This is a genomic window from Mucilaginibacter aquaedulcis (assembly GCF_030409325.1).
Classification (GTDB): Bacteria; Bacteroidota; Bacteroidia; order Sphingobacteriales; family Sphingobacteriaceae; genus Mucilaginibacter; species Mucilaginibacter aquaedulcis.
In genome coordinates this window covers 414,743-437,592 of the sequence record NZ_JAUFPR010000004.1, presented here as the reverse complement: position 1 = coordinate 437,592, position 22,850 = coordinate 414,743, and the positions used below count along the sequence as shown (strand labels likewise).

Sequence of the window (22,850 nt, the reverse complement as noted above, 5' to 3'; positions counted from 1 at the left end):
TTTTCTTAACTGTTGAAATTTTTTTGCACACAGTACAATATAATGTCATAGTAGCCAATACTAACTATTTGATACTACTGTTTAAATTCATCCAGCTGATCACCGCTTTAATTTCGCCGTAGGTGTAGGCATCGCCCAAAACTTCTTTCAGGGGCGCTAAACGTTCTGCTCCATAATTTTCAACAGCTTCTACAATAACAGGTAATTTACTTTCATGAACCAATTCGCTTACATCTAACTGGCCGGTTTGTATAAAATGACTTAAATGGCTTTCAATAGTAACTTGGGAGAGGCCACGTGCTGCTGCTATTTCTGCTGTATTTTTACCTTGCTGATAGAGGTTAAAAGTTTCAGTTCGGGTATCAGTGCCGCTTCGTGGCGCCCTTGTTTTTTCTGTTTTAGTTTTGCGTTCCCTTTTGGGTGATTTATAGGCAATTTTTGATTCCAGGCCCTTTTCCTTACAATAATCCTTAACTGGATGCAGCAATTCGCGGCCGTAGCGGGCCAGCTTGATATCGCCAAACCCTGATATTAGCCTGAGTTCATCTAAACTTTGCGGCAGATAGGTGGCCATTTCCAACAGGGTAGCATCTGATACAATAATATATGCAGGAACGTTCTCCAGTTCTGCAATATCGCGGCGCACATTCTTTAAGCGGCTTAACAATTCAGCTTCATGTGGTGGAGCTGCTTCTGTATGGTGCTCTTCGGTGGTTTGTGTTTCAATAAATTCAACCTTTTGCAGGCCTTTTAGTATGAGCGAGCTTTGGTCTGTCAGTTTTAAAATCGGGTACCCGTCGTCGGTTACCTGCAGATAGTTCATAGTAATCAGCTCGCGGATGTAGCGTTGCCAGTCTACTTTGCTGATGTCGGCACCAATGCCATAGGTTTTGATCTGTTTATGCTCCTCGCGGATCTTTTCATTTTTTGATCCGCGTAAAAAATCGATCACATAATTAACACCGAAGCGTTCATTTAACCTTGATACGGCTGATAAGGCTTTTTGAGCTATCAGCGTACCATCAAAGCGTTTGAACTCGGTAAGGCAAACATCGCATGAGCCGCAATTGGGTGGAAACGACTCGTCGAAATAATGCATCAGGTATTGCCTGCGGCAGCTCTGCAGCTGGCAATATTTCACCATATCATTCAGCTTGTTAAGCATGATGCGGCTTTGTTCTTCATTTCCCTCAATGCGGGCGAAGTGCTGCAGTTTCCCGGCATCGCCCGGAGAATAAAGGAGCAGCGCCTCCGACGGCAATCCATCCCTGCCAGCACGACCGGTTTCCTGGTAATAGCCTTCAATGTTTTTAGGGAGATCAACATGCACCACGTAACGTACGTTTGATTTATTGATGCCCATCCCAAAAGCTATGGTGGCAACCATGATCTTTACGTCATCGCGCAAAAAGGCTTCCTGGTTTTTGGCTTTAATCTCGTTGCTCAGGCCTGCGTGGTAGGCTTCGGCAGCAAAACCTGCGTCTTTTAGGTCGGCCGCCAGGTCTTCAGTTGATTTGCGGGAGAGACAATAGATAATGCCCGATTCATCCGCACGCTCGTTTAAAAAACTGATAAGCTGTTTAAAGCTGTTCTTTTTAGGGATAACCCGGTAGGTAATATTTGCCCGGTTAAATGAAGATACAAATACAGCCGGTTTGTGCAGGTTGAGCTTTTCGAGAATATCTTTTTGGGTGAGCTTATCGGCAGTAGCAGTAAGCGCAATTACCGGAATATCAGGGAACTCCCGTTTAAGCTGTGCCAGCATCAGGTATTCGGGCCTGAAGTCATGTCCCCATTGCGAAATACAGTGAGCTTCGTCAATAGCTATCTGCACCACATTGAGCGTTTTTAAGAAAGGTACCAACTTGTTTTCGGCACCGAATAAACGCTCAGGAGCAAGGTACAGTAGCTTGATCTGGTTGTTTTTTAGTTTTTCAACCAGTTGCCTTTGTTCATCGGGCGTTTGTGCCGAGTTAAGAAAGGCCGCAGGTATGCCACTCACATTGAGACTGTCAACCTGGTCTTTCATTAAAGCTATAAGCGGCGATATTACTATGGTAAGGCCGTTAAGCAATATGGCAGGCAATTGGTAACATAATGACTTACCACCACCCGTAGGCATAAGGGCCATCACGTCCTGTTTGTTTAAAACATGTTGAATAATAGCCTCCTGCTGATGCCTGAATGCATTGTAACCAAAATATTTTTGCAGGGCTTGTTGTGGTGTCATAGTTGTTATTAGAAGTGCAATTCAATGTGTAAATGTGCAGCTATGCAAAGGTGCGGATTATTATTTGATGAGTGGATTGTCTGAATCTGAATTTACAGCATTTTAGAATTACCAGCATAGATCCATCCGCACATTTGCCTATCCTCACATTTACACATTTGCCCATTTGCCCATCTGCACATTGTCACATTTTTTCTGCATATTAGCTTATCTCTTACCGTATCTCTAAATATCATGATAAAAAGGCTACTGCTCGTTTTAATGGCCGTTGTTTCAGTATCGGCTGTTTTTGCTCAAAAAATACAATCGCCCGATGAATTTTTAGGTTATAAGCTGGGTACCCAGTTTACACCGCATTACCGTATTGTTGAATATTTCAAATACGTTGCCCAGGCATCAAAAAATGTAAAGCTGCAGCAGTTTGGTACCACCAATGAAGGCAGGCCCTTGCTGGCTATGTTCATCGCATCAGACGAAAACATTGGCCGCCTGGAAGAGATCAGGCATAATAATTTACGCCTTGCCGGGATGGAAACAGGTGCCGCCATTAGCAATACCCCGGTAATAACCTGGTTAAGCTACAATGTGCATGGTAACGAGCCGGCATCAAGCGAGGCAGCCATGTGGACCTTGTTTGATCTGGTTGATCCTTCAAATGCAACTACAAAAGCCTGGCTTAAAAACATGCTGGTGGTTATTGATCCTTGCCTAAACCCAGACGGGCGTGATCGCTACGTGCATTTTTATAATGCTGCTCATGGCATTGAACCCGATGCAAATCCAACATCTCGCGAGCATGTGGAGCCATGGCCGGGCGGGCGCACCAATCACTACTTTTTTGACCTTAACCGAGACTGGGCCTGGCAAACGCAAAAAGAAACACAAGCACGTGTGGCTCTCTTTAACCAATGGCTGCCCGAAGTTCACGTAGATTATCATGAACAGGGTTATAACGCGCCTTACTATTTTGCCCCGGCAGCTGAGCCCTACCACAAGGATATTACCAAATGGCAACGCGATTTTCAGATCACCATTGGTAAAAACAACGCCAAATATTTTGATCAAAATGGCTGGATGTATTTTACCAAACAAGAGTTTGACCTGCTGTATCCATCTTATGGCGATACTTACCCTTTGTATAACGGCTCAATCGGCATGACCTATGAGCAGGGAGGTATCAGCGCTGGCCTTGCCGTGCTTACCCGCAGTGGTGATACGCTTACGCTGGTGCAACGTATTGCACATCATCATTCCACAGGATTAAGCACGCTTGAAGTGGCATCGGCCAATGCACAAAGGTTATTGACCGAGTTTAAAAAGTTTTATGATGATAACCGCAGCAATCCCCCGGGCGAGTACAAAACATACATTATTAAAAACGATAATACCAATAACATCAACGCGCTGGCACAAATGCTTACCCGCAACGGTATTCAGTATGGTTTTGGGGTGGATAATAAAACAGTAATTGGGTATAATTATTTCACCGGCAAAACCGAACAGTATAAGCCCGGCCCCAATGATCTGGTGGTAAACGCTCATCAATCTAAAGCTACATTACTGCACGTATTGCTTGAACCCAAAACATTTATAGCCGATTCAAACACTTATGATATTACCGCCTGGGCACTGCCTTATGCTTATGGGTTGAAGGCTTATGGCGTAAAAGCATCGTTAAAACCGGCGAGCAGCAAAGCTGTAATACAATCCCAGCCGTTGGTTAATACGCGTACGTATGCTTATGCCGCCACATGGCAATCTGTTAATGATGCTAAATTTTTAGCAGCCTTGCTTAAAAGACAGATCAAGGTGCGCTATACCGAAAGTGCGTTTGAGGCGGCCGGCAAAAAATTTAACCCGGGGTCATTGCTGATTACCCGTGCTGGTAATGACATTGCAGATTTTGACAAAGTAATAACCCAGATTGCCGCAGAGATCAATGAACCTCTTGTGCCATTATTATCCGGCTTTGTTGATAAGGGGTTTGATCTTGGATCAGACGTGATCAGATATATCCGTAAACCCCGCGTTATGCTGATAGCAGGTGATGGGGTAAACTCTGAAGCTATGGGCGAAGTATGGCATTTGTTTGAACAGCAGTTGAAGTACCCGGTTACGCTGGTAAACTACCAAAGCCTGGGCCGTACAAGATTATCAGATTTTGATGTGGCTATTTTCCCTGATGGCAACTATGACGATTTTCCGTCAGATAAATTGCAAAGCTGGATAAAGGATGGTGGCCGACTTATTGCCGTTGATAATGCTGTTGCTCAGCTTATTGATAAAAAAGGTTTCGCCCTTAAAAAGAAGGAGGAGAAAAAAGACGAAAAAGCAGAGGCTAAAGAGAAAGAAAATATCAAACTATACGGTAACCGCAATCGTGATGCTATCCGGAGCACCATACCAGGAGCTATATTCAAACTCAACCTTGATAATACACATCCGCTTGGTTACGGCCTGCCCAACTACTATTTTTCACTGAAACTGAATGATGACATTTACGACCTGCTGGGTAGCGATGACGGCTGGAATGTAGGCACCATTAAAAAGAATAGTTACGTAGCGGGCTTTGCCGGTGCACAATCAAAACTCAAGATCAATAATGGCTTGCTGCTCGGTGTTCAATCCATGGGCCGGGGATCTGTTGTTTATATGGTTGATGATCCGCTGTTCCGCAGTTTCTGGGAAAACGGAAAGCTATTATTTAGTAACGCAGTATTTATGGTGGGGCAGTGAGCCCCCCGGCCCCCTGAAGGGGGAGTGTAAAAACAAAATGGCCCGCACTATTATATGCGGGCCGTTTTATTTTGTTGAAGTTGCTAATCAAAGGGCTACCCTTTAAGGGGCAGGGGGCTAATTAGCTCCCTTTACCCTGCCTTTTTCTGATTCGGCACCGGTGCGGTGTTCTCGTGATTTTATTTTGTTGTTGCCAAAGTTATAAGTGAAAGTTAGGCGACCAACCCTTGAATCATAATTTTGTCTGATCGTAAAATCATTACCTATTGCACGACTGCTTAAGTTGTTGCGGCGAAGGTAAAAAATATCATCAAGTGCCAGTTTTATATTTGCTTTCTTGTTGGCAAATGAGTGACTTACACCTGCATCAACACCATAACGTGGTCTTATTTTATATATACCATAGGTAAGCGGTGATTGATAATCCCCCATGATCTCGAAACGATAGCTGCCAAATGTTAAGGTTTGAGTCGCTTTGACCTGTACGGTTACTTGTCCATCGTTTAATTTTCCTGTGCCTACCGAATCTGATTTAAAGCCAAGGTAAAAACTGTTGACGTTAACATTTCCACTCCACCATTTGGTAATGGTATACGGGGCGTTGATGTTTACGCTATAAGAGTTCTGGGTTTGCAGGTTAAGGTTTGTTTGATATGTTTTATTGCCTGTGGTTAATATGATCTCAGTGATTACGTCAGTAGTACGGCTGTAGCCCAAGCTTACGTTGAAGCTTTTATTATAGGTATAGTTAAACTCAAAGTTGTTAGTGTACTGTGGTTTCAGAAAAGCATTGCCTTTTGAAAAGGTATAAGGATCAAGATAGTATACAAATGGGTTCAAATCGTCATAACCGGGGCGATCGATACGGCGACTGTATGATAGACTGATCTCATTTTTATCGTTAAGTGTATGGTTGATGAAAGCACTTGGGAAAAAGTTAAGATAATCGCGTTTTACCGGAGTGCTGCCTAACAGATTCCCTTCAGATTGTGTATACTCGGCCCTTACACCCAGTTGTATAGATGTTTTTTTGAACTGTTTGTTCAGGTTAAGGTAGCCTGCGCTTATCTTTTCAGTGTAAATGAAGCGATTGGTACGGGTAGTGTCATTGATATAGCTATTGCCATCAAATATCTGAGCTTGAAGGTCATTGTCGGTTTTAACACTGCTGAACTTCACACCGGTTTCCAATTTTACAGTTTTTGACAAAGGCTTGGTATAGTCGGCCTTGCCGGTATAGATAGTGATGTTTGATGGGGTTTGGTTGCGCAATAATTGCGGTGCATGCTGCGGGCTACCATCGGGTAAAAAGTAATGGGTATCATATTGTGCGATGGAATTGTTCTTGAATTTAGAATAATCCAGGTCAATATTTAGTTCCTGACCGCTGGTATCAATTTTAAACCGGTCGTTAAAGTTAGCTGCAAAGTTTTTATAGGTTTGATCAATAGTTGATATGGTGGTTAAAGTAGAGTCAATGGTGTTTGGTACGGAGCCAATTCTGGTGTTGCCATTGTTATTATCCACTTCAGAATTTGAATAGCCGCTTACCACAAAGCCGATGGTGTTTTTGCTGGTTACATCATAATCGGCACCTACGCGGTAGTTATTATAATGATACACATGGGGCATGCGGGTAAACTGGTTAAAGTAAGTTGGTTTGCCGGTAGTATCACGGGTGGTGCGGTCAATATATATATCTCTTGTGTTTTTGTTATCGCCGCGGCTAAATGTACCGAACACATTCAGGTTGCCCTCTTTATGGTTTAAGTTTAAGCTGGTGTTATCTCTCCAGAATGAGGCCCTGGCTACCCCAACCGTGATGCTGCCATTTGTGCCTGATTGTGAATTTTTCTTTAGTTTAATGTTGATGATGCCTGAATTACCGGCAGCATCATATTTAGCTGATGGATTGGTAATGATCTCGATTGATTTAATGGTATTACCATCGGTTGAACGTAACAAGGTTGCCAATTGTGCTGCGCTTAGGTAAGTCAGCTTATCATTGATCATTACAGTTACACCCTGTTTACCTTTCAGGCTGATGTTATCATCCTTATCAACAGTAACACCTGGTGCTTTGGCCAATATTTCGAGCGCGGTATTGCCTGCGGCAAGTACGCTGTTTTCCACATTCATTACAGTGCGGTCTATCTTGCGCTCAATCAGTGGTTTGCTGGCCGTAATAGTTACACCTTTTAATTCGGTACTGCCTGTGCGCATGCTTAAAGCAGGGGCGGTAACGGTTGTGGCATTTTCTGTTACCGTAAATGGTGTACTAACAGCTTTTTGGTATCCAACTACAGAGGCCCTAACCAAATATTTACCAGCAGTGATATGATCAAAAGTGTAAACACCATTGTCATTACTCAAGGCGCCTTTAACTATGGTTGAGTCAGATGCCTTGATCAGACTCACAGTGGCATAGTCCATTGGTTTGCCTTGTTCATTCAACAATGAGCCGGATACTTTGGCCCCTCCGGATTTACCTCCCTGGGCAAAAGATACACTCCAGCTGATGGTTACAAGCAGTAGTGTATAAAATATTTTAGTTATTGTGGTTTTCATGTTTATAGTGTTAAAAAAGTAAAGGCAATAAGCTGCCAGTAAAGAATAGTTGTTCTTTTTAAAAGCAGTAAATAAGTTTTTAATTGTTGCGGGCTGTTTCCCTGGTAGTTGTAAGTAATTATATGTTTATAGGCGATCTTTTTTCATTGTGTTGTGTTTTTATACATCAAATGTGCTAACAGAAAAAGTTTTTGAGTAATGCTTTTAGGCGAATACAGCTAAACTTCCGGTAAACGACCTGAAAACACCGATGAATAATTTACCTTATCATTCTACTAATGTTTATTTGACAGTAAGATGCCAAAAGTGAGCAGAAGGTTACACGCCGTTTAAACTTTTTAATACCGGGAAGGAGTTTTTAATTATATCCGTAATAAACCCTAATCCGTAGGCGCGTGTTTTAACCAGGATGGTTGAGGCGTGGGCGGGCTTTTTTAATTTGGGGAGATGTGTAATATTGTAGTTGTAAAAAGGCAATATAAGCCCGCTAAATAGCAGCAGGCTTATATATTTTATAAATGGTTTCATGATTTGGGGCTGATTTATTGCCCGTTGTTTTGGGCGGTATCCACAGGTTGTTGGTTTTTTATCGAATCACGGCTGGCAGCAGCAGCGGCGGCTACAGTATCAATTTTACATTGCAAGCCATCCATGCTCATCACAAAAACTGAACCCGCCGGATTGCGTGGAGTATTGTTTTGCTGGCAATCATATAAGTTAAAGTTCATGTTGCGGTCAAGTTTGCCATCAATTACCAGTTTGGCATTCAGCGGAACTTTTAAGGTCATGTGTAGTTCCTGCCCGCGCCATTTAGTATTGTCAAGCCTTTCAAGATTTCTGTCGAATTTTAATACAGAGTCTTTTTGCAAAAAGCGATAGCTAACATTGCGGGCGTTAATTAAAGCATCCTCATCGTTGCGGCCCCGTGCTGTAAATGACTCAACTAAAATAGGTTGTGCCACATCGCTTTTTTCTATATCTATATGCACATTATCCGGCGAATCCATATCGTTGCCATTGAAATCATCATCTAAAATGATCATACCGTTAAAGCGCTCTTTGATACGCAGGCGGGTACTATCTTCATTGGTTAAATATTTGGCATCGTTAAGCTGCAGATAGTAAGTGTTGTTTGCTGTTGGCTTAATATTAATATTTTTACTTAAGCGGGCACCATACCTGAAGTTTGCAGTAGCCTTGGCTCCATAATAAATAACAGCGCCTAAAGAAGCCAGCCACACACATAGTAATGTAGTGCCAATAGAGCGGTTAAAGGTTGCGTTTTTAAACAGGAAGCCGATAGTGAGCAGGATGATGGTGAGCAAAGGAATTGCAAGTAATAAGAATCCCCCAGTTAAAAATATCAGATTAGTATCCTGGTTAACTATATTGAAAGGAAATATATGTAATACATCTGTTTTGCCAAATGCCAAAAATGCTATGATCACTACAATCAGCGCAATGGCTAAGCCAAAACAGGCCAGTAAAACTGCAATACTCAATAGTTTAACCAGCAGACCTCCGGCACCCTTTACAAAGGTACCCAGGTGGGTAAAGAAATCGCCGGCAAAATCACGGGCTTTATAAACGAATGGACGGGCTTCCTGCCTGAAGTTTGAAATGTTTTCCTTTACTGAGCTCATTTCTTCTTCAAAGCTCTTTTTAAAACCCTTCAGATCCTGTTTTTCACCCTTCATGGCCATACGGTCGGCACGGGAAGTGGCTTTTGGGATCACAATCCAAAGAATAACGTACAATATGAAGCCGCTGCCTGCAAAGGCAAAGGATATAGCAAAGGCAAGCCTGATCCAAACTGCAGGTATATCAAAGTAATTGGCAATACCAGCCGCAACGCCGCTAACCAGGTGATCGTCAGGGTCGCGGAAGAGCCTGCGGCGTTCTGTATTATAGGTATATGCAGGGTTTCCGGTTGTTCTGGCATCGTTTTCGGCAAACTCAAAATCCTCTACCGTACCCATCTGCTCAATTACCAGTTTAACATCGGCTTCAACAATAACCTGTTTGTTTTGGTTAGCCAGTGTTTCGTTAAACATTTCTGCAATACGATTTTCGATATCAGTTGTGATTTCGAGGCTATCGTCTGAGGTAGAAAAGTGTCGCTTTACATCGGTCATGTAAAGTTTAAGTACATCGTAAGCATCCTCTTCTATATGAAATACGATGCCGTTTATATTTATGATGATAGTTTTGTTCATGATCTGTAGGTTTTTATAGGTTTATTATTTTCTGTCTCCAATAGCGGTTTGAACGGCATAAACCAGTTCCTGCCAGGTTTTATCAAGCTGTTCCAGCACAAGTTTGCCTTCTTCAGATAGCACATAATACTTTCTGGGAGGGCCCGAAACAGACTCGACCCAATTGTAAGTAAGCAGACCATTATTTTTTAAACGGGTTAGCAAAGGATACAGAGTGCCCTCAACAACAAGCAGTTGGGCTTTCTTTAATTCGGAAATTATGTCTGATGCATATGTTTCGCCCTTAGCTATGATGGAAAGAATGCAGTACTCCAGTATGCCTTTCCTCATTTGGGTTTGTGTGTTTTCGACGATCATAATACAAAGATATATGTTTTAAATTGTATTATGCAATACATAGTACTAAAATTATTATTTTTCATACTAAAAAGCTGCTTTATTAAAAAAAAATCACGCATTTAGAAGATTTTTCTTGACTTTTTAATAATGTAACATTACTTTTATGATTAATTAACTATTAACTGATCTTATTATTAACAAATGAAAAAACTTCTACTAGCAAGTTTGTGCATTCTGTTGCTATGCGCAACGCAGGTATTTGCACAAAACCGTACAGTTACTGGTACGGTTACGGCCCAAGAAGACGGGCTGCCCATTCCGGGAGTAACAGTAAGGGTAAAGGGTACTACTACAGGTACTCAAACCGGCACCAATGGTAGGTATTCCTTGAATGTGCCAAACAATTCAGTATTAATCTTCAGCTTTATTGGCTATGCACAACAGGAAGTCACCGTTAACGGTGCTGTTGTGAATGCAAGACTTGCAACTTCAAGCAAACAATTAGGCGAGGTTGTGGTAACAGGTGCGTTAGGCTTAAGCAGAAACCGTAACCAACAGGCTTATGCTGCACAGCAGGTTGTTGGCGACGAGGTTAGTAAACAACGTGGCTCAAACTTTGTAAGCGGACTTTCTGGTAAAGTAGCCGGTTTAGAGATCAGGCAGAACAACGCCTTAGGCGGTTCAACCAACGTGGTTTTAAGGGGTACAAAATCATTACTGGGTAATAACCAGGCATTGTTTGTGATTGATGGTGTGCCAATGAACAACGGCGGTGCCGGCTCTGGTAACTCAGGTACTAATAACGCAGGTGCTAATACCGGACAAAATACAGGTAATGTGGAAACAGGTCGTGGTGGTTATGACTATGGTTCGCCAATTGCCGATATTAACCCTGATGATATCGAGTCTGTTACTGTATTGAAAGGTGCAGCAGCAAGTGCATTGTATGGTTCAATTGGCGCCAACGGTGTAATCTTGATCACTACAAAAAAACCAGGTAAAGGGTTAGGTATCACTTTAAACAGCAGTGTGGGTTTTGGTTCTGTTGATAAGTCAACCTTGCCAACCTATCAAAAACAGTACGGTGGTGGTTATGGTACTTATTATGAGGATCCAAGCGGTTATTTCCTTTACAGGGACATTAATGGGGACGGTGTTAAAGATCTGGTAGATCCATTAACTGAAGATGCTTCTTATGGTCATGCATTTGATCCAAGCCTGTTGGTTTACCAATGGGATGCTTTCAGCAAATACTCTCCAAATTTTGGAAAAGCAACTCCTTGGGTTGCTGCGGCTAATGATCCAAATACATTTTTTACACACCCTGTAACTAATAACCAAAGTTTATTTATTACCAATGGCGGCGAAACAGGAACATTCAAATTAGGCTATACCCGTAATAATCAAACCGGTTTTATGCCTAATAGTAATGAATTGCGTAATAGCATTGATTTTGGTAGCACATACAAAATTACTAACAGATTAACTGCCGGTGCAAATATTAACTACACCCGTACAGACGGTTTAGGTCGTTACGGTAGTGGTTATCAGGCAGAAAACATCTTAAACTCATTCAGACAATGGTACCAGGTAAATAATGATGTTAAAGAACTGAAAGATCAATATTTTGCTTCAGGCGGTCAAAATATCACCTGGAACTGGGCAAGCCCTACCAATCTGGTTCCTATTTATTGGGATAATCCTTACTTTATTCGTTATCAGAACTATGAAACTGATACCCGTAATCACTATTTCGGCAATGTTAACTTGAATTACAAAGTTAATGATTGGTTGAATTTATTGGGACGTGTAACTGTGGATAACTCAAGCATGATCCAGGAAGAAAGAAGAGCAGTTGGTACTGTAGGTGTTCCTTCTTACACCAGAAGAAATATCAACTTTAACGAAACCAACCTTGACTTCCTTGCAACTGTTGATAAAAACATCTCTAATGATTTAAGCTTTAAAGGCTTGGCTGGTGTTAACATCAGGAAAAACCGTTATGGTTCAATTATCGGAACCACCAACGGCGGTTTGGTTGTACCAGGCGTTTACAGTTTATCAAACTCTAAAAATACACCGGCTGCACCAACTGAAAGTGATATCAGAGGCGAAGTTGATGGTATATTTGGTGGAGCTACCTTCACTTACAAGAAAATGTTGGTTTTAGACGGAACATTACGTCGTGACGTTTCATCTGCACTTCCGTCTTCAAGCAACAAATATTATTACCCAGCTGTTAGCTTAGGCTTTACTTTCTCAGAATTACTTAAACAATACAGCTGGTTGTCATATGGTAAGGTACGTGTTAACTATGCTGAAGTAGGTAATGGTGGTGATCCATACAGAACGTTGAATTTTTATACACTAAATACTCCATTCGGATCAAACCCTCAGGCAAACATTGGTACCACTCAAAATAACGGTACTTTAGTTCCTGAACGTTCAAAATCAAAAGAAGCAGGTTTAGAGATGCAATTCTTTAACAGCCGTCTCGGTTTTGATTTCACTTATTATCAAAATAAAACAGTTAACCAGTTAATTCCTGTTTCTTTATCAACAGCTACCGGTTATAACTCTGCATACATTAACTCTGGAGCTGTTCAGAATAAAGGTATTGAGGTTTCATTAAATGGTACTCCGGTTTCAAGCAAACTTGTAACCTGGAAAGTAGGTGTAAACTTTACTAAAAACAACAACAAAATCTTAGAAACATATAAAGATGGATCTGGACAGGAGGCTCAAAACCTTTTATTAGCTTCGTTCCAGGGCGGTGTTTCTTTGAATGCTACTTTAGGTCGTCCATATGGAGATATCCGTGGTACAGCTTATACCGATATCAACGGAAATCCGTACACCAAAAAAGACGGTGGCAGGGTTGTTGATCAGGAAGGTGATAACGCTGGTTATTACAGACAATCTGGTAGCTCAAGCGTAATTGGTAACATAAATCCGGATTGGATTGGTGGTATTACCAACTCTGTGCGTGTTCAGAACTTTACGTTATCTTTCTTGATAGACGTTCGTAAAGGTGGTGATGTATTCTCATTAGATACATACTATGGTATGGATACAGGTTTATATCCAGAAACTGCAGGCTTGAATGATTTAGGTAAACCTTCAAGAAATGCGCTTACCGATGGTGGTGGTGTAATTATACAAGGTGTTACACCAGGTGGTCAGAAAAATGCTATCAGGGTTGATAATACCGGTTCAGGTTTGTATGGTTACGAGCATAATCCGGCTGCTGGCTTTGTTTATGACGCAAGCTATGTTAAACTTCGCGAGGCTTCTTTATCTTATGCATTCCCTCAAAGTGTAACATCAAAATGGGGTCCTGTTAAAGGCGTTGATTTGGCGTTAAGCGGCAGAAACTTATGGATCATTCACAAAAATGTTCCTTATTCTGATCCGGAAGAAACCTTAAGCGCAGGTAACCTTCAAGGATACCAAAGTGGTGCTTTCCCAACAGCCAGAATGTTTACTTTAAACCTAAAAGTTAGATTTTAACAATTATGAAAAAATATATATTAGCACTGCTTCCATTAGTTATGCTGGGGGCGTGCAAAAAGGATTTCGAGAAGTTAAATACGAATCCTAAGCTTTTCCCTACGGTTCCTGCAGCTACATTGGTTACTCAAGCTGAAAGACAGCTTAGCAGCGCAGTAACCACATCAAGTGTAAATAATAACGTTTTCAGGTTGGTTGAACAGCAATGGCAGGAAACAACCTATAACGACGAGAGTCTTTATAACTTTGACACCCGTAACATCAATAAACAGATGTGGAATAGTTTATACCGTGATGTGTTGAACAATTTGCAACTGGCGAAGGGAATTATACCAACTGATCAGTCTTTTGCTACCGACGCTGCCAAAGCAAATTCTATTGCCATAGTAGATCTTTTGCAGGTATATTCATTTTATTATTTGGTTACAACTTTTGGTGATTGCCCTTATACTCAGGCATTTGATCCTAAAAATAATTTCCCTAAATATGATGATGCTGCCACAATTTATAAAGACCTATTGAAACGCGTTGATGCTGATATTGCAGCATTAAATGGCACAGTAAGTTTCGGTACAGCTGATATTATTTACGGTGGTAGCGTAGCTAAGTGGAAAAAATTTGCCTATTCATTTAAATTGAAAATGGGTATGACCATTGCTGATTATGACGCAGCCCTTGCTAAAACAACAGTAGCTGCTGCTGCTGGTTCAGGTGCGGCCAACGTTTTCAGTGCAAATGCAGATAACGCCACATTTGCTTACTTGAGTGCAACACCTAACACTAACCCTATTTGGGTTGATATTATTCAAAGCGGTAGGTTTGACTATGTTGCGTGTAAAACAATTGCTGATGCTTTGAATTTAAATAAAGATGGTCGTGCGTCTAAATACTTTAAGGCGCTTGATGCTTCAGGTAACGTTTTAGGTGCAGATCCTGGATCAAAAGCAAACTATGACAGCTTTTCGCACGTAAGCGATATTGTAACAGCAACAACAGCTCCTGGCTTATTGCTTGATAACGCAGAAATTCAGTTTTACTTAGCCGAAGCTGCTCAAAAAGGCTTCATTACAGGTGACGCTGCTACTTATTATGCAGCAGGTGTAAATGCCTCATTTGATTATTGGACCGCCACAGGTGCAGCTGCTTACTTAGTTGCTAATCCTTACAATGCAACCAATCTGGCCAATCAGAAATGGCTTGCTAACTACAACAGAGGTTGGGATGCATGGATTGAAACCAGAAGATTAGACGCTCCGGTATTGCATAAGCCAGCAACTGGCGCATTTAGCGAATTCCCTGTTCGTTTTAAATATCCGGTTGACGAAGCAAACACTAACGGAACAAACTATAAAGCAGCTTCAGCAGCTATTGGTGGTGACGTTGTAACAACCAAGTTGTTTTTCGACAAAACAGATATGCCTAAATAAATTGTGTTGTTAATTAAATAAAAAAAAGGAGCAGTCATTGACTGCTCCTTTTTTTTATTGTGGATGATTTTATTTCTTATCAACGCTATATTTTCCCGGGCCTACAAATAATAAACCAGCAAACATAACGGCATCTTCTATAGCATGAGATGCATCGCCTAAGTCACCGCCTTTGCCTAAGTGTGTGGCCGCTGCAACTATAAGCGTGCAAATAAGCAATATACAAACCGGGCGAAATGCCAGGCCGATGATCAGTAGAAAGCCACCGAAAACTTCTGTCAGGGCAGCAAGTAGTCCCCATAATGTGGGCAAAAAATGGATGCCTATGTATCTTGTTGATTGCCCCAACCCTTCCCAACTATGTACGCCACCAAGAAGTTTTGGATAGCCATGGTAGATAAACATGATTCCTAACCCTGCACGGATAATTAAAAGACCAAAATTTTTGTAATTGCTTAAATTGCTGAATAATGCCATATGTGTAATGGTAAATAAGTTGAATTAGTTTTTATCAGGATTAAAATTAGCTACAACCTGATGATCATGTACGGTTAGTTTTGTTTCGCGGCCAAAGATCAAGCTACAATTATCGGGAATATGCCCGGCCGGAAAATCGAAGCATACAGGGTAATCATATTCTTTTACTTTATCCATAATAATTTCGGGTACCGTTTGGCCAAAGGGGATATCGTTATCTTTTACCTCGCTAAAACCACCTACAATGAGCCCTGCAAGATTGGCCAGCTTACCGGCGCGTTTCAGGTTGTACAACATGCGGTCAATAGCGTACAGGTATTCGCCAACATCTTCAATAAATAGGATCTTGCCGGTATAATCAATGTCAGATACGGAGCCTGATACAGCAACCAGTAAGGATAAGTTTCCGCCTACCAATATCCCGCTGCTTTCGCCGCTGCGGTTTAACGTGTGCGATTTAAATTCATAACTTAACTCTTCGCCAAATAATGCCTTTTTCAACGTAGCTAACGAACGGGCAGACGCATCCGGAATGTTTATAGGCATTTGCCCATGTATACTTTGGGCTCCGTAATTAGCAAAAAGATGGGTATGGAGAATAGTAATATCGCTAAAGCCAACAATCCATTTTGGGTTTTGTTCAAAATGGGAAAAATCAACCTGGTCAATCATCCGGATTACACCGTATCCGCCACGGGCCGCAATGATGGCCTTGATGCTGTCATCATCAATAAAACGCTGCAGGTCACGGGCGCGCAGGTTATCATCACCCGCAAACTGATGGTATGAAGCGGTTACAGTATCGCCCAAAACCACTTCTAAACCCCAGGACTGCAATAAGGCAATGGCATCATTCATAGGTTGCGGCAGCTTTTTAGCAGGGCAGGTGATAGCTATTTTGTCGCCCTTTTTTAAATAAGGAATAGGGCTGGGTTTGGGAAACGCTGAAATTTCCGGGTTGACTGAGGGTTTATGCATATGGAATAAAAAACTTTCTGTTATTCTGACTTCCGGACTTTCCGACTTAAATGAATTATCTTTGCAGCTTATTTATAATGCCGCTAATTTCATGTCACAACTCAACAAATATAAACGTTATACCATTACATCGGCCCTGCCTTATGCCAACGGGCCCTTACATATTGGCCACCTTGCCGGAGCATACATTCCGGCCGATATATTTGTACGCTATTTAAGGCTTAAAAAAAAGGATGTAGTATACGTTTGCGGTTCTGATGAGCATGGCGCCGCCATTACTATCAAAGCCAAAAAAGAGAACACTACGCCTCAGGCCATCATTGATAAATACCACCAGCAAATAAAAGATAGTTTTGAGCAGTTTGGGATAGCATTTGATATTTATCACCGTACCTCATCGCCAATACATCATGACCTGTCGCAAGAGTTTTTTCTGAACCTGTATGAAAAGGATGAGTTTATTGAAAAATACTCTGAACAATATTTCGACGAAGATTTTCAGCAGTTTTTGGCCGACAGGTACATTATTGGCACCTGCCCTAACTGTCATAATGAAAATGCCTACGGCGATCAGTGTGAAAAATGCGGAACTTCTTTAAGTCCGACAGACCTGATCAATCCTGTATCAACCCTAAGCGGGAAAACACCTACATTAAAACCGACTAAACATTGGTATTTGCCACTTGATAAATACCAGCCATGGCTGGAGCAATGGATAGATGCTAAAGAAGGAAGCTGGAAGGTGAACGTTTTGGGGCAATGCAAATCATGGCTTAAATCGGGCCTGCAGCCACGTTCCATGACCCGCGATCTGGACTGGGGTATTGATGTTCCGCTGGCAGATGCTAAAGGCAAAAAACTATACGTTTGGATGGATGCGCCTATCGGCTATATATCGGCCACCAAACAATGGGCTATTGACAATAACAAGGACTGGAAGCTATATTGGAAAAAACAGGCAGATGAGCAGGATAACTCCTGTTTAATTCATTTTATAGGTAAGGATAATATCGTATTCCATTGTATCACTTTCCCTTCTATTCTGCATGCCCATGGCGAATATATTTTACCGCAGAATGTGCCTGCCAATGAGTTTTTAAACCTGGAAGGAGATAAACTTTCTACCTCGCGCAACCATGCGGTTTGGTTGCATGAATACTTGGAAGAGCTACCAAACAAACAAGATGAGCTGCGTTATGTGCTTACCTCTATACTCCCGGAAACCAGCGATAGCGAGTTTACCTGGAAAGATTACCAGGCACGTATCAATAACGAATTGGTAGCCATATTAGGGAACTTCGTGAACCGCGTAATGATACTGATGCATAAATTTTATGATGGTAAAATTATTGCTGATGGTGATAGGATTGAACTGACAGATGATAATCTGAGTAAAGAGATCGGTGGTTTTTACGATGAGATTGAAAAAAACCTGGAAGCTTACCGTTATCGCCAGGCCTTGCAAGGCGTAATGGATATTGCCCGCTTGGGTAACCGTTACCTGACCGAAAAAGAGCCTTGGAAAACCATTAAAACTAACCCGGAGGATGCTAAGCAGGCCCTGCATAATTGTTTGCTGCTGATTGGACATTTGGCCACCTGCGCGCAGCCATTTTTACCTGCTACTGCCAAAAAGATCATCGGAATGCTTAACTGGCCAAATGAGGTGATCACCTTTGATCAGGAGATATATTTTAATAACGGACACCAGCTAAACCCGTCTGCTTTATTATTTGAGAAGATTGAGGACGAGGTAATTGAGTTTCAATTGCAAAAGTTACTGGCAAAAAAGACCGCTGCCGCTCCGCCGAAATCAGCAGATATACAGCCGGCTAAAGAAAGTATTAATTACGAAAAGTTCACCACGATGGATATTCGTACAGGTACCATTTTAACGGCCGAAAAAATTGCTAAAACCAAAAAGCTGCTGAAACTGACCATTGATACGGGCATCGATACACGTACCGTAGTATCCGGAATTGCCGAAGATTACGAACCGGAAGCCATTATAGGCCAAAAGGTGAGCATTTTGGTAAACCTGGAACCACGCGAAATTAAAGGCATATTTTCGCAAGGCATGATACTGATGGCCGAAAATAGTGAGGGTAAACTAAGCTTTGTGGCTCCTGTAGATGATTTCCATAACGGAGCTGTAATCAGGTAATTTATAACCTGAACGGTACTCATAAAAATTTGATGAGCAAGGGTGTGATTTTTCATCTATAATTTGCACCTTTGCAAGCTGATAAATAGCCCAGCCATTTATCAGCAATACTGGTCCCGTAGTTCAACGGATAGAATAGGAGTTTCCTAAACTCTAGATATGAGTTCGATTCTCGTCGGGACCACATTTATGCCCATACATGGGAAAGATTGTTGAAGAAGCCTTTAGATTAGAATCTGAAGGCTTCTCAATTTTAATTCTTCAACTATTCTTTCGATGGTGGAGGAAATTTAACATTATGTACATCAGGCATTGGAATAGGCCTTTGTATTTCGGATTCAAAATTGAATGTATCCTTAGTTGGTTTAGGTTTTATAGTCTTATAGCTGTTAATCACGTAGTAAAACATGTGTACAGCATTCTCTGGTAAACTCGCAGATTGTGCTTTAATATGCTTGATTTTATTATTGTAATGAATAAATACTTCCAAACTTTGGTCGTCAACTGAATGTTGATATGAAGTATCAAGCTTTTTATAGTTTATTTCATCAAGCTTAATGTTTAAAGTATCCCAAAAACCAGGAGTGATTTTTGCAAAATAATATCCATTAAGCTTCCCGTTGATTTTAGCATCAGACGGTAAAGTAAAATAAGTTTCTCCCCCGAAATATCTATAATCAAGAGAGCTATCTATACTTACAATTGTTGATTGACAAGGACCAAAGCACCCACCAGTAGCTATTTCAATTCTAGAGATCTCATCTTGTCTATGCGAATGTTTATCACAAGATGATAAAAAAGCTATTAAAAATAAAAGTGTCAGATATTGTTTCATGTGATTTTAGGTTAATACTAAGGTAGGATATTTGCTTAGCTAATCTTGAATGTAATCATCCAATCCCACTGTATAATTCAAATCAACCATAAAAGAGTTTGAGTAAAAGCATAACTAACAAATCATCTTTTATCCCCCCAAATGCATTCATCCATAAAAAATCGGACGTTTTAGCCCGAAATAAATCCTCAACCCTTCTCCAAAAATGTGATATACATCACATAGTTTCCTGTAACTTTATATCGTAATTACATGCTAATTTTAATTTTTAAGTGTCTATAGCCACAGTGTTAGTTGGCAAAAAAAGAAAGCACATAAAATAAATATATCATGAAAACGAATAGAACAAACAACGCGCTTAACATGCCGGTGCTCGGGTTTGGTACCCTGATCCCTGATCCCGCCGAAACTTTGCGTGCCACCAAAGATGCTCTCGATGCTGGATTCCGTCACTTTGATTGTGCAGAACGATACCGAAATGAGCGTGAAGTAGGTGAGGCGTTACAAGCAGGTATGGCTGAAGGCATTCCACGGGAGGAAATTTTTGTTACTACCAAGCTGTGGAATACGAATCATAGGCCCGAGAACGTAAGACCTGCATTTGAGGAAAGTTTGAAAAGGCTCCAGATTGATTACCTGGATCTTTATCTTATTCATACACCGTTCGCATTTCAACCCGGGGAAAATCAGGACCCTCGTGATGAAAATGGCAACGTTATTTACGATAAAGGAGTTACATTGCTTGACACCTGGAAAGCGATGGAAGAGCTGGTAGATAGTGGCAAATGCCGGGCAATAGGATTGTCAGACGTAGGCTTAGAGGAATTATCGCGGATCTATGAATCGGCAAGAATTAAGCCTGCTGTGGTTCAGATCGAGTCGCACCCTTATTTGCCGGAAACAGAGTTGCTGGAATATTGTAAGGAGAGAGATATTACGTTTTTGGCCTTTGCACCCCTGGGGCACGGCATAAAACCTGGTCCGCTTGAGGATCCGGTTATTTTAAGTATTGCCGCGCGTATTGGGAAAACACCTGCCCAGGTACTGCTGGCATGGGCTATACAACGCGGTACAGCTTTACTTACCACGCCAAAAAGTAAGGCTCGTGCACAGGAGAACTTTGACATCGCTCCTTTACCTGAAGACGCGTTTGAGGAAATCAATAATATTCAAACCAGGGAAAGGTATAACGGCGTGGTGACAACTGGTGTCCCTGGTTTCATCCCAAGACGTACAGAGGAAGAGAAAGCTGAATAAGCCGTAATATTTATTATAGCACAAAAGGCTCGTGATTATTATTCACGAGCCTTTCGTCTTTTAAAAGAATTATTTAAGCTTCATATCATATTAATTACATTTTGCTATTTAGAGCTATAATGGCATGTTTAAAGTCTTCGCGTGCCACAATAAATTGAATATTGACCTTTCTGATGGTAAAACCGGCGCTTATAATATTTATTTTGTTGTTTGTTAATAAGAGCGCGCTTTTAGCCAATAATCCAGGCTGATCCATATTGGTGCCCAATAAACAGACCAGGGCAACTTTATCTATAGTAACTTTTTCAAAGTCATCTTCCAGATCGCTGATCAGTTTGCGTGAATAATCCCGTTCCCATATCACTACAGAAATACTGTTGGCGCTGGTTGTTTTAAAGGTATAACTGATATGGTGATGACTAAATATCTCCATAATTTTCAGATCGCTTCCAACCGCGCCCACCATCAGGGGGTCATAAATATCTATCATCAGGAGTTTGTCGGTCCCGGTAATTACTTCAACGCGTTTCTGCTGGCAAATAAATTCCCGGGTGATCAAAGTTCCGGGATGAGAAGGTTGAAAGGTGTTTTTTATGCGCAGATTGATGCCATTGATCTCTAAGGGTTTTGAAGCTTTTGGGTGAATGGCCTCCATGCCTACATCGGCCAGCTGATCGGTAATGTCATAATTGGTAAATCCCACCGGCAGGCAGTTTTCTACCCCTACAATGGCCGGATCGGCTGTTGATAAATGATATTCTTTGTGTATAATGGCCTCTTTAGGTTTTAAGAGTGTAGCAATTTTACTGAAAGTTACTTCCGAATAGCCCCGGTCAAATTCGCGCATAATACCTTCGGTGCCTTTGGCGTACCCTGTAACAATGCAAATGTTATTTTTAAGATCTATCCCTTTAAAGGCTTGTCTTATACGCTGGTCAATAGTAAAGGAACGGTGATCGTCAAAACCACAAAGGTCAATTAGCTGCGTATGAATGCCACTGTTAAGCAATATGTTTGTCAGGATAAATGCCGAGTGGCTTTCACCAATGGAGGCCAGGATCTCACGGGCAGCTTGCAGGATATTTTCTTTTCGCACATAGCCGGACGCCAGTATATTGGCCAGATTAGATAAAAACTTTCGGGCCGTTTTAATATGCTCTTCAATAAACAAGTCGGCTGCTGCCAAATCAAGACCTAAGCTTACATAATCCCGATTAATGGCTTTTAATTTTGTGATAACCGATTTCAGGGATTTGTTAAAGTCCTGGTGTTTGGCAAGACGATGGTACACACCTGGGCTCCCCGTTTTTTTATTCTCCAATAGCATATCTGTAACCCCGGCAAAAGCAGAAACTATAAAAACGCGGTTATAAATATCTTTTTGTGGGGTTTGATAAAAAATAATATTATTAATAACATCCTGGAGGGCACTCATAGAGGTGCCCCCAATTTTTTCTACAGTAAGCATGATTGATTTATTAGCGATTTCGGGCTTTATTACAATGACCCGATTTTGTTGATCAGTTGCCTGATGGCACATTTGGTTTTTAATAGATTCCTGATCATGAATAACCCGAAAAAATATAGGGCAAGAGCAGATATCATTAGGCTGCCTGTTGTGATATACTTATCGGATGCAGGAATAAAAGTGATAGATAGCCATACTCCCAAGGTGGCTATCAAGTACACAATGATTAATTTTTGATTGGTTTTATAACATCCGCTGAGGTTTAGTTGGATGTCGTTATTTTTGGGAGGGAGATTCCCGGTTCTTTTTTCAGAATACCTGTATTGGATAAACAGCAGAAGAGTAAAAAGTAAAATGAATAAAACGAGAATCAGGTTTGACATCCATGCCGATAAACTTAATAACTGGTTGTAAAAATGGATACCTATAGCAACCGTAAGCATGTAAGAGGAAATGAGCCCGGCACTGCACCATCCCAGCAAAGAGTTAATCAGTATTTTTCCGTGTCTTAAAGTTATCAGTAAACCCGACGGATGGTTTAAAGCACTGGTAAGCTGCTGTTGAAACCGATGAATTTTCATATAGATTATATATAAACCTTTGTAATGAACCAAACCAAAAGAATGCCAATCCGGTATTGTGTTT

At 41.3% G+C, this 22,850-nt stretch carries 15 protein-coding genes and 1 tRNA gene; 6 read left to right on the top strand and 10 right to left on the bottom strand.

From position 1 onward, the window contains the following. Nucleotides 1-64 precede the first annotated feature (64 nt). Nucleotides 65-2,230 carry a DNA helicase RecQ gene (gene recQ / locus QWZ01_RS20105; RefSeq protein WP_290326463.1) on the bottom strand — a complete coding sequence of 722 codons (2,166 nt, stop codon included), beginning with the start codon at nucleotides 2,228-2,230 and terminating at the stop codon, nucleotides 65-67. Nucleotides 2,231-2,464: 234 nt separating this feature from the next. Between recQ and QWZ01_RS20100 the strand changes: the two genes are divergently transcribed. Then, nucleotides 2,465-4,966, top strand: coding sequence for a M14 metallopeptidase family protein (locus QWZ01_RS20100; RefSeq protein ID WP_290326461.1), 2,502 nt, complete (start codon nucleotides 2,465-2,467; stop codon nucleotides 4,964-4,966). A 117-nt stretch (nucleotides 4,967-5,083) separates the two neighbouring features. On the opposite strand, the gene QWZ01_RS20095 is transcribed toward QWZ01_RS20100, so the two are convergent. The 4 genes from QWZ01_RS20095 to QWZ01_RS20080 form a co-directional block, all read right to left on the bottom strand. Then, a complete protein-coding gene (locus QWZ01_RS20095) occupies nucleotides 5,084-7,534 on the bottom strand; it encodes a TonB-dependent receptor domain-containing protein (protein WP_290326459.1) in 2,451 nt (816 codons plus the stop codon). Between the two features lie 318 nt (nucleotides 7,535-7,852). Beyond that, a complete protein-coding gene (locus QWZ01_RS20090; RefSeq protein ID WP_290326457.1) occupies nucleotides 7,853-8,062 on the bottom strand; it encodes a hypothetical protein in 210 nt (69 codons plus the stop codon). Between the two features lie 14 nt (nucleotides 8,063-8,076). Then, nucleotides 8,077-9,750, bottom strand: a complete 1,674-nt coding sequence (locus QWZ01_RS20085) for a PspC domain-containing protein (RefSeq protein ID WP_290326455.1) — start codon at nucleotides 9,748-9,750, stop codon at nucleotides 8,077-8,079. 24 nt (nucleotides 9,751-9,774) lie between these two features. After that, complete coding sequence (locus tag QWZ01_RS20080; RefSeq protein WP_290326453.1) at nucleotides 9,775-10,107, bottom strand: PadR family transcriptional regulator; 333 nt, start codon at nucleotides 10,105-10,107, stop codon at nucleotides 9,775-9,777. Nucleotides 10,108-10,290: 183 nt separating this feature from the next. On the opposite strand from QWZ01_RS20080, the gene QWZ01_RS20075 reads away from it, so the two are divergent. Further along, complete coding sequence (locus QWZ01_RS20075; RefSeq protein WP_290326451.1) at nucleotides 10,291-13,599, top strand: SusC/RagA family TonB-linked outer membrane protein; 3,309 nt, start codon at nucleotides 10,291-10,293, stop codon at nucleotides 13,597-13,599. 5 nt (nucleotides 13,600-13,604) lie between these two features. After that, nucleotides 13,605-15,026: a SusD/RagB family nutrient-binding outer membrane lipoprotein gene (locus QWZ01_RS20070; protein ID WP_290326449.1), complete on the top strand. Its 1,422-nt coding sequence runs from the start codon at nucleotides 13,605-13,607 to the stop codon at nucleotides 15,024-15,026. A 69-nt stretch (nucleotides 15,027-15,095) separates the two neighbouring features. Here the strand turns inward: QWZ01_RS20070 and QWZ01_RS20065 are convergent, their stop codons facing one another. Together QWZ01_RS20065 and QWZ01_RS20060 are read right to left on the bottom strand one after the other, a co-directional pair. Then, nucleotides 15,096-15,503: a DoxX family protein gene (locus tag QWZ01_RS20065; protein ID WP_290326447.1), complete on the bottom strand. Its 408-nt coding sequence runs from the start codon at nucleotides 15,501-15,503 to the stop codon at nucleotides 15,096-15,098. 24 nt (nucleotides 15,504-15,527) lie between these two features. Continuing rightward, a complete protein-coding gene (locus QWZ01_RS20060; RefSeq protein WP_290326445.1) occupies nucleotides 15,528-16,481 on the bottom strand; it encodes a S66 peptidase family protein in 954 nt (317 codons plus the stop codon). Between the two features lie 91 nt (nucleotides 16,482-16,572). On the opposite strand from QWZ01_RS20060, the gene metG reads away from it, so the two are divergent. Beyond that, on the top strand, nucleotides 16,573-18,645 hold the full coding sequence (gene metG / locus QWZ01_RS20055; RefSeq protein ID WP_290326444.1) for a methionine--tRNA ligase: 2,073 nt from the start codon (nucleotides 16,573-16,575) through the stop codon (nucleotides 18,643-18,645). 112 nt (nucleotides 18,646-18,757) lie between these two features. Next, nucleotides 18,758-18,829, top strand: a tRNA-Arg gene (locus QWZ01_RS20050). A gap of 81 nt (nucleotides 18,830-18,910) precedes the next feature. On the opposite strand, the gene QWZ01_RS20045 is transcribed toward QWZ01_RS20050, so the two are convergent. Beyond that, the gene (locus tag QWZ01_RS20045) at nucleotides 18,911-19,480 is read right to left on the bottom strand and encodes a DUF6438 domain-containing protein (protein ID WP_290326442.1); all 570 of its coding nucleotides are present in this window, start codon (nucleotides 19,478-19,480) and stop codon (nucleotides 18,911-18,913) included. Between the two features lie 330 nt (nucleotides 19,481-19,810). On the opposite strand from QWZ01_RS20045, the gene QWZ01_RS20040 reads away from it, so the two are divergent. Then, nucleotides 19,811-20,737 carry an aldo/keto reductase gene (locus QWZ01_RS20040; RefSeq protein ID WP_290326440.1) on the top strand — a complete coding sequence of 309 codons (927 nt, stop codon included), beginning with the start codon at nucleotides 19,811-19,813 and terminating at the stop codon, nucleotides 20,735-20,737. A gap of 94 nt (nucleotides 20,738-20,831) precedes the next feature. Here the strand turns inward: QWZ01_RS20040 and QWZ01_RS20035 are convergent, their stop codons facing one another. Then, entirely contained in the window at nucleotides 20,832-22,205 is a 1,374-nt protein-coding gene (locus tag QWZ01_RS20035; protein WP_290326438.1) for an aspartate kinase, read from the bottom strand. Nucleotides 22,206-22,234: 29 nt separating this feature from the next. After that, nucleotides 22,235-22,786 (bottom strand): hypothetical protein, encoded by a 552-nt coding sequence (locus tag QWZ01_RS20030; RefSeq protein ID WP_290326436.1) that lies wholly within the window; start codon nucleotides 22,784-22,786, stop codon nucleotides 22,235-22,237. Nucleotides 22,787-22,850 lie beyond the last annotated feature (64 nt).

Bases quoted from the DNA above. Each gene is read 5' to 3' on its own strand.
- recQ (WP_290326463.1), bottom strand. From the start codon at position 2,230: ATGACACCACAACAAGCCCTGCAAAAATATTTTGGTTACAATGCATTC.
- QWZ01_RS20100 (WP_290326461.1), top strand. From the start codon at position 2,465: ATGATAAAAAGGCTACTGCTCGTTTTAATGGCCGTTGTTTCAGTATCG.
- QWZ01_RS20095 (WP_290326459.1), bottom strand. From the start codon at position 7,534: ATGAAAACCACAATAACTAAAATATTTTATACACTACTGCTTGTAACC.
- QWZ01_RS20090 (WP_290326457.1), bottom strand. From the start codon at position 8,062: ATGAAACCATTTATAAAATATATAAGCCTGCTGCTATTTAGCGGGCTT.
- QWZ01_RS20085 (WP_290326455.1), bottom strand. From the start codon at position 9,750: ATGAACAAAACTATCATCATAAATATAAACGGCATCGTATTTCATATA.
- QWZ01_RS20080 (WP_290326453.1), bottom strand. From the start codon at position 10,107: ATGATCGTCGAAAACACACAAACCCAAATGAGGAAAGGCATACTGGAG.
- QWZ01_RS20075 (WP_290326451.1), top strand. From the start codon at position 10,291: ATGAAAAAACTTCTACTAGCAAGTTTGTGCATTCTGTTGCTATGCGCA.
- QWZ01_RS20070 (WP_290326449.1), top strand. From the start codon at position 13,605: ATGAAAAAATATATATTAGCACTGCTTCCATTAGTTATGCTGGGGGCG.
- QWZ01_RS20065 (WP_290326447.1), bottom strand. From the start codon at position 15,503: ATGGCATTATTCAGCAATTTAAGCAATTACAAAAATTTTGGTCTTTTA.
- QWZ01_RS20060 (WP_290326445.1), bottom strand. From the start codon at position 16,481: ATGCATAAACCCTCAGTCAACCCGGAAATTTCAGCGTTTCCCAAACCC.
- metG (WP_290326444.1), top strand. From the start codon at position 16,573: ATGTCACAACTCAACAAATATAAACGTTATACCATTACATCGGCCCTG.
- QWZ01_RS20045 (WP_290326442.1), bottom strand. From the start codon at position 19,480: ATGAAACAATATCTGACACTTTTATTTTTAATAGCTTTTTTATCATCT.
- QWZ01_RS20040 (WP_290326440.1), top strand. From the start codon at position 19,811: ATGAAAACGAATAGAACAAACAACGCGCTTAACATGCCGGTGCTCGGG.
- QWZ01_RS20035 (WP_290326438.1), bottom strand. From the start codon at position 22,205: ATGCTTACTGTAGAAAAAATTGGGGGCACCTCTATGAGTGCCCTCCAG.
- QWZ01_RS20030 (WP_290326436.1), bottom strand. From the start codon at position 22,786: ATGAAAATTCATCGGTTTCAACAGCAGCTTACCAGTGCTTTAAACCAT.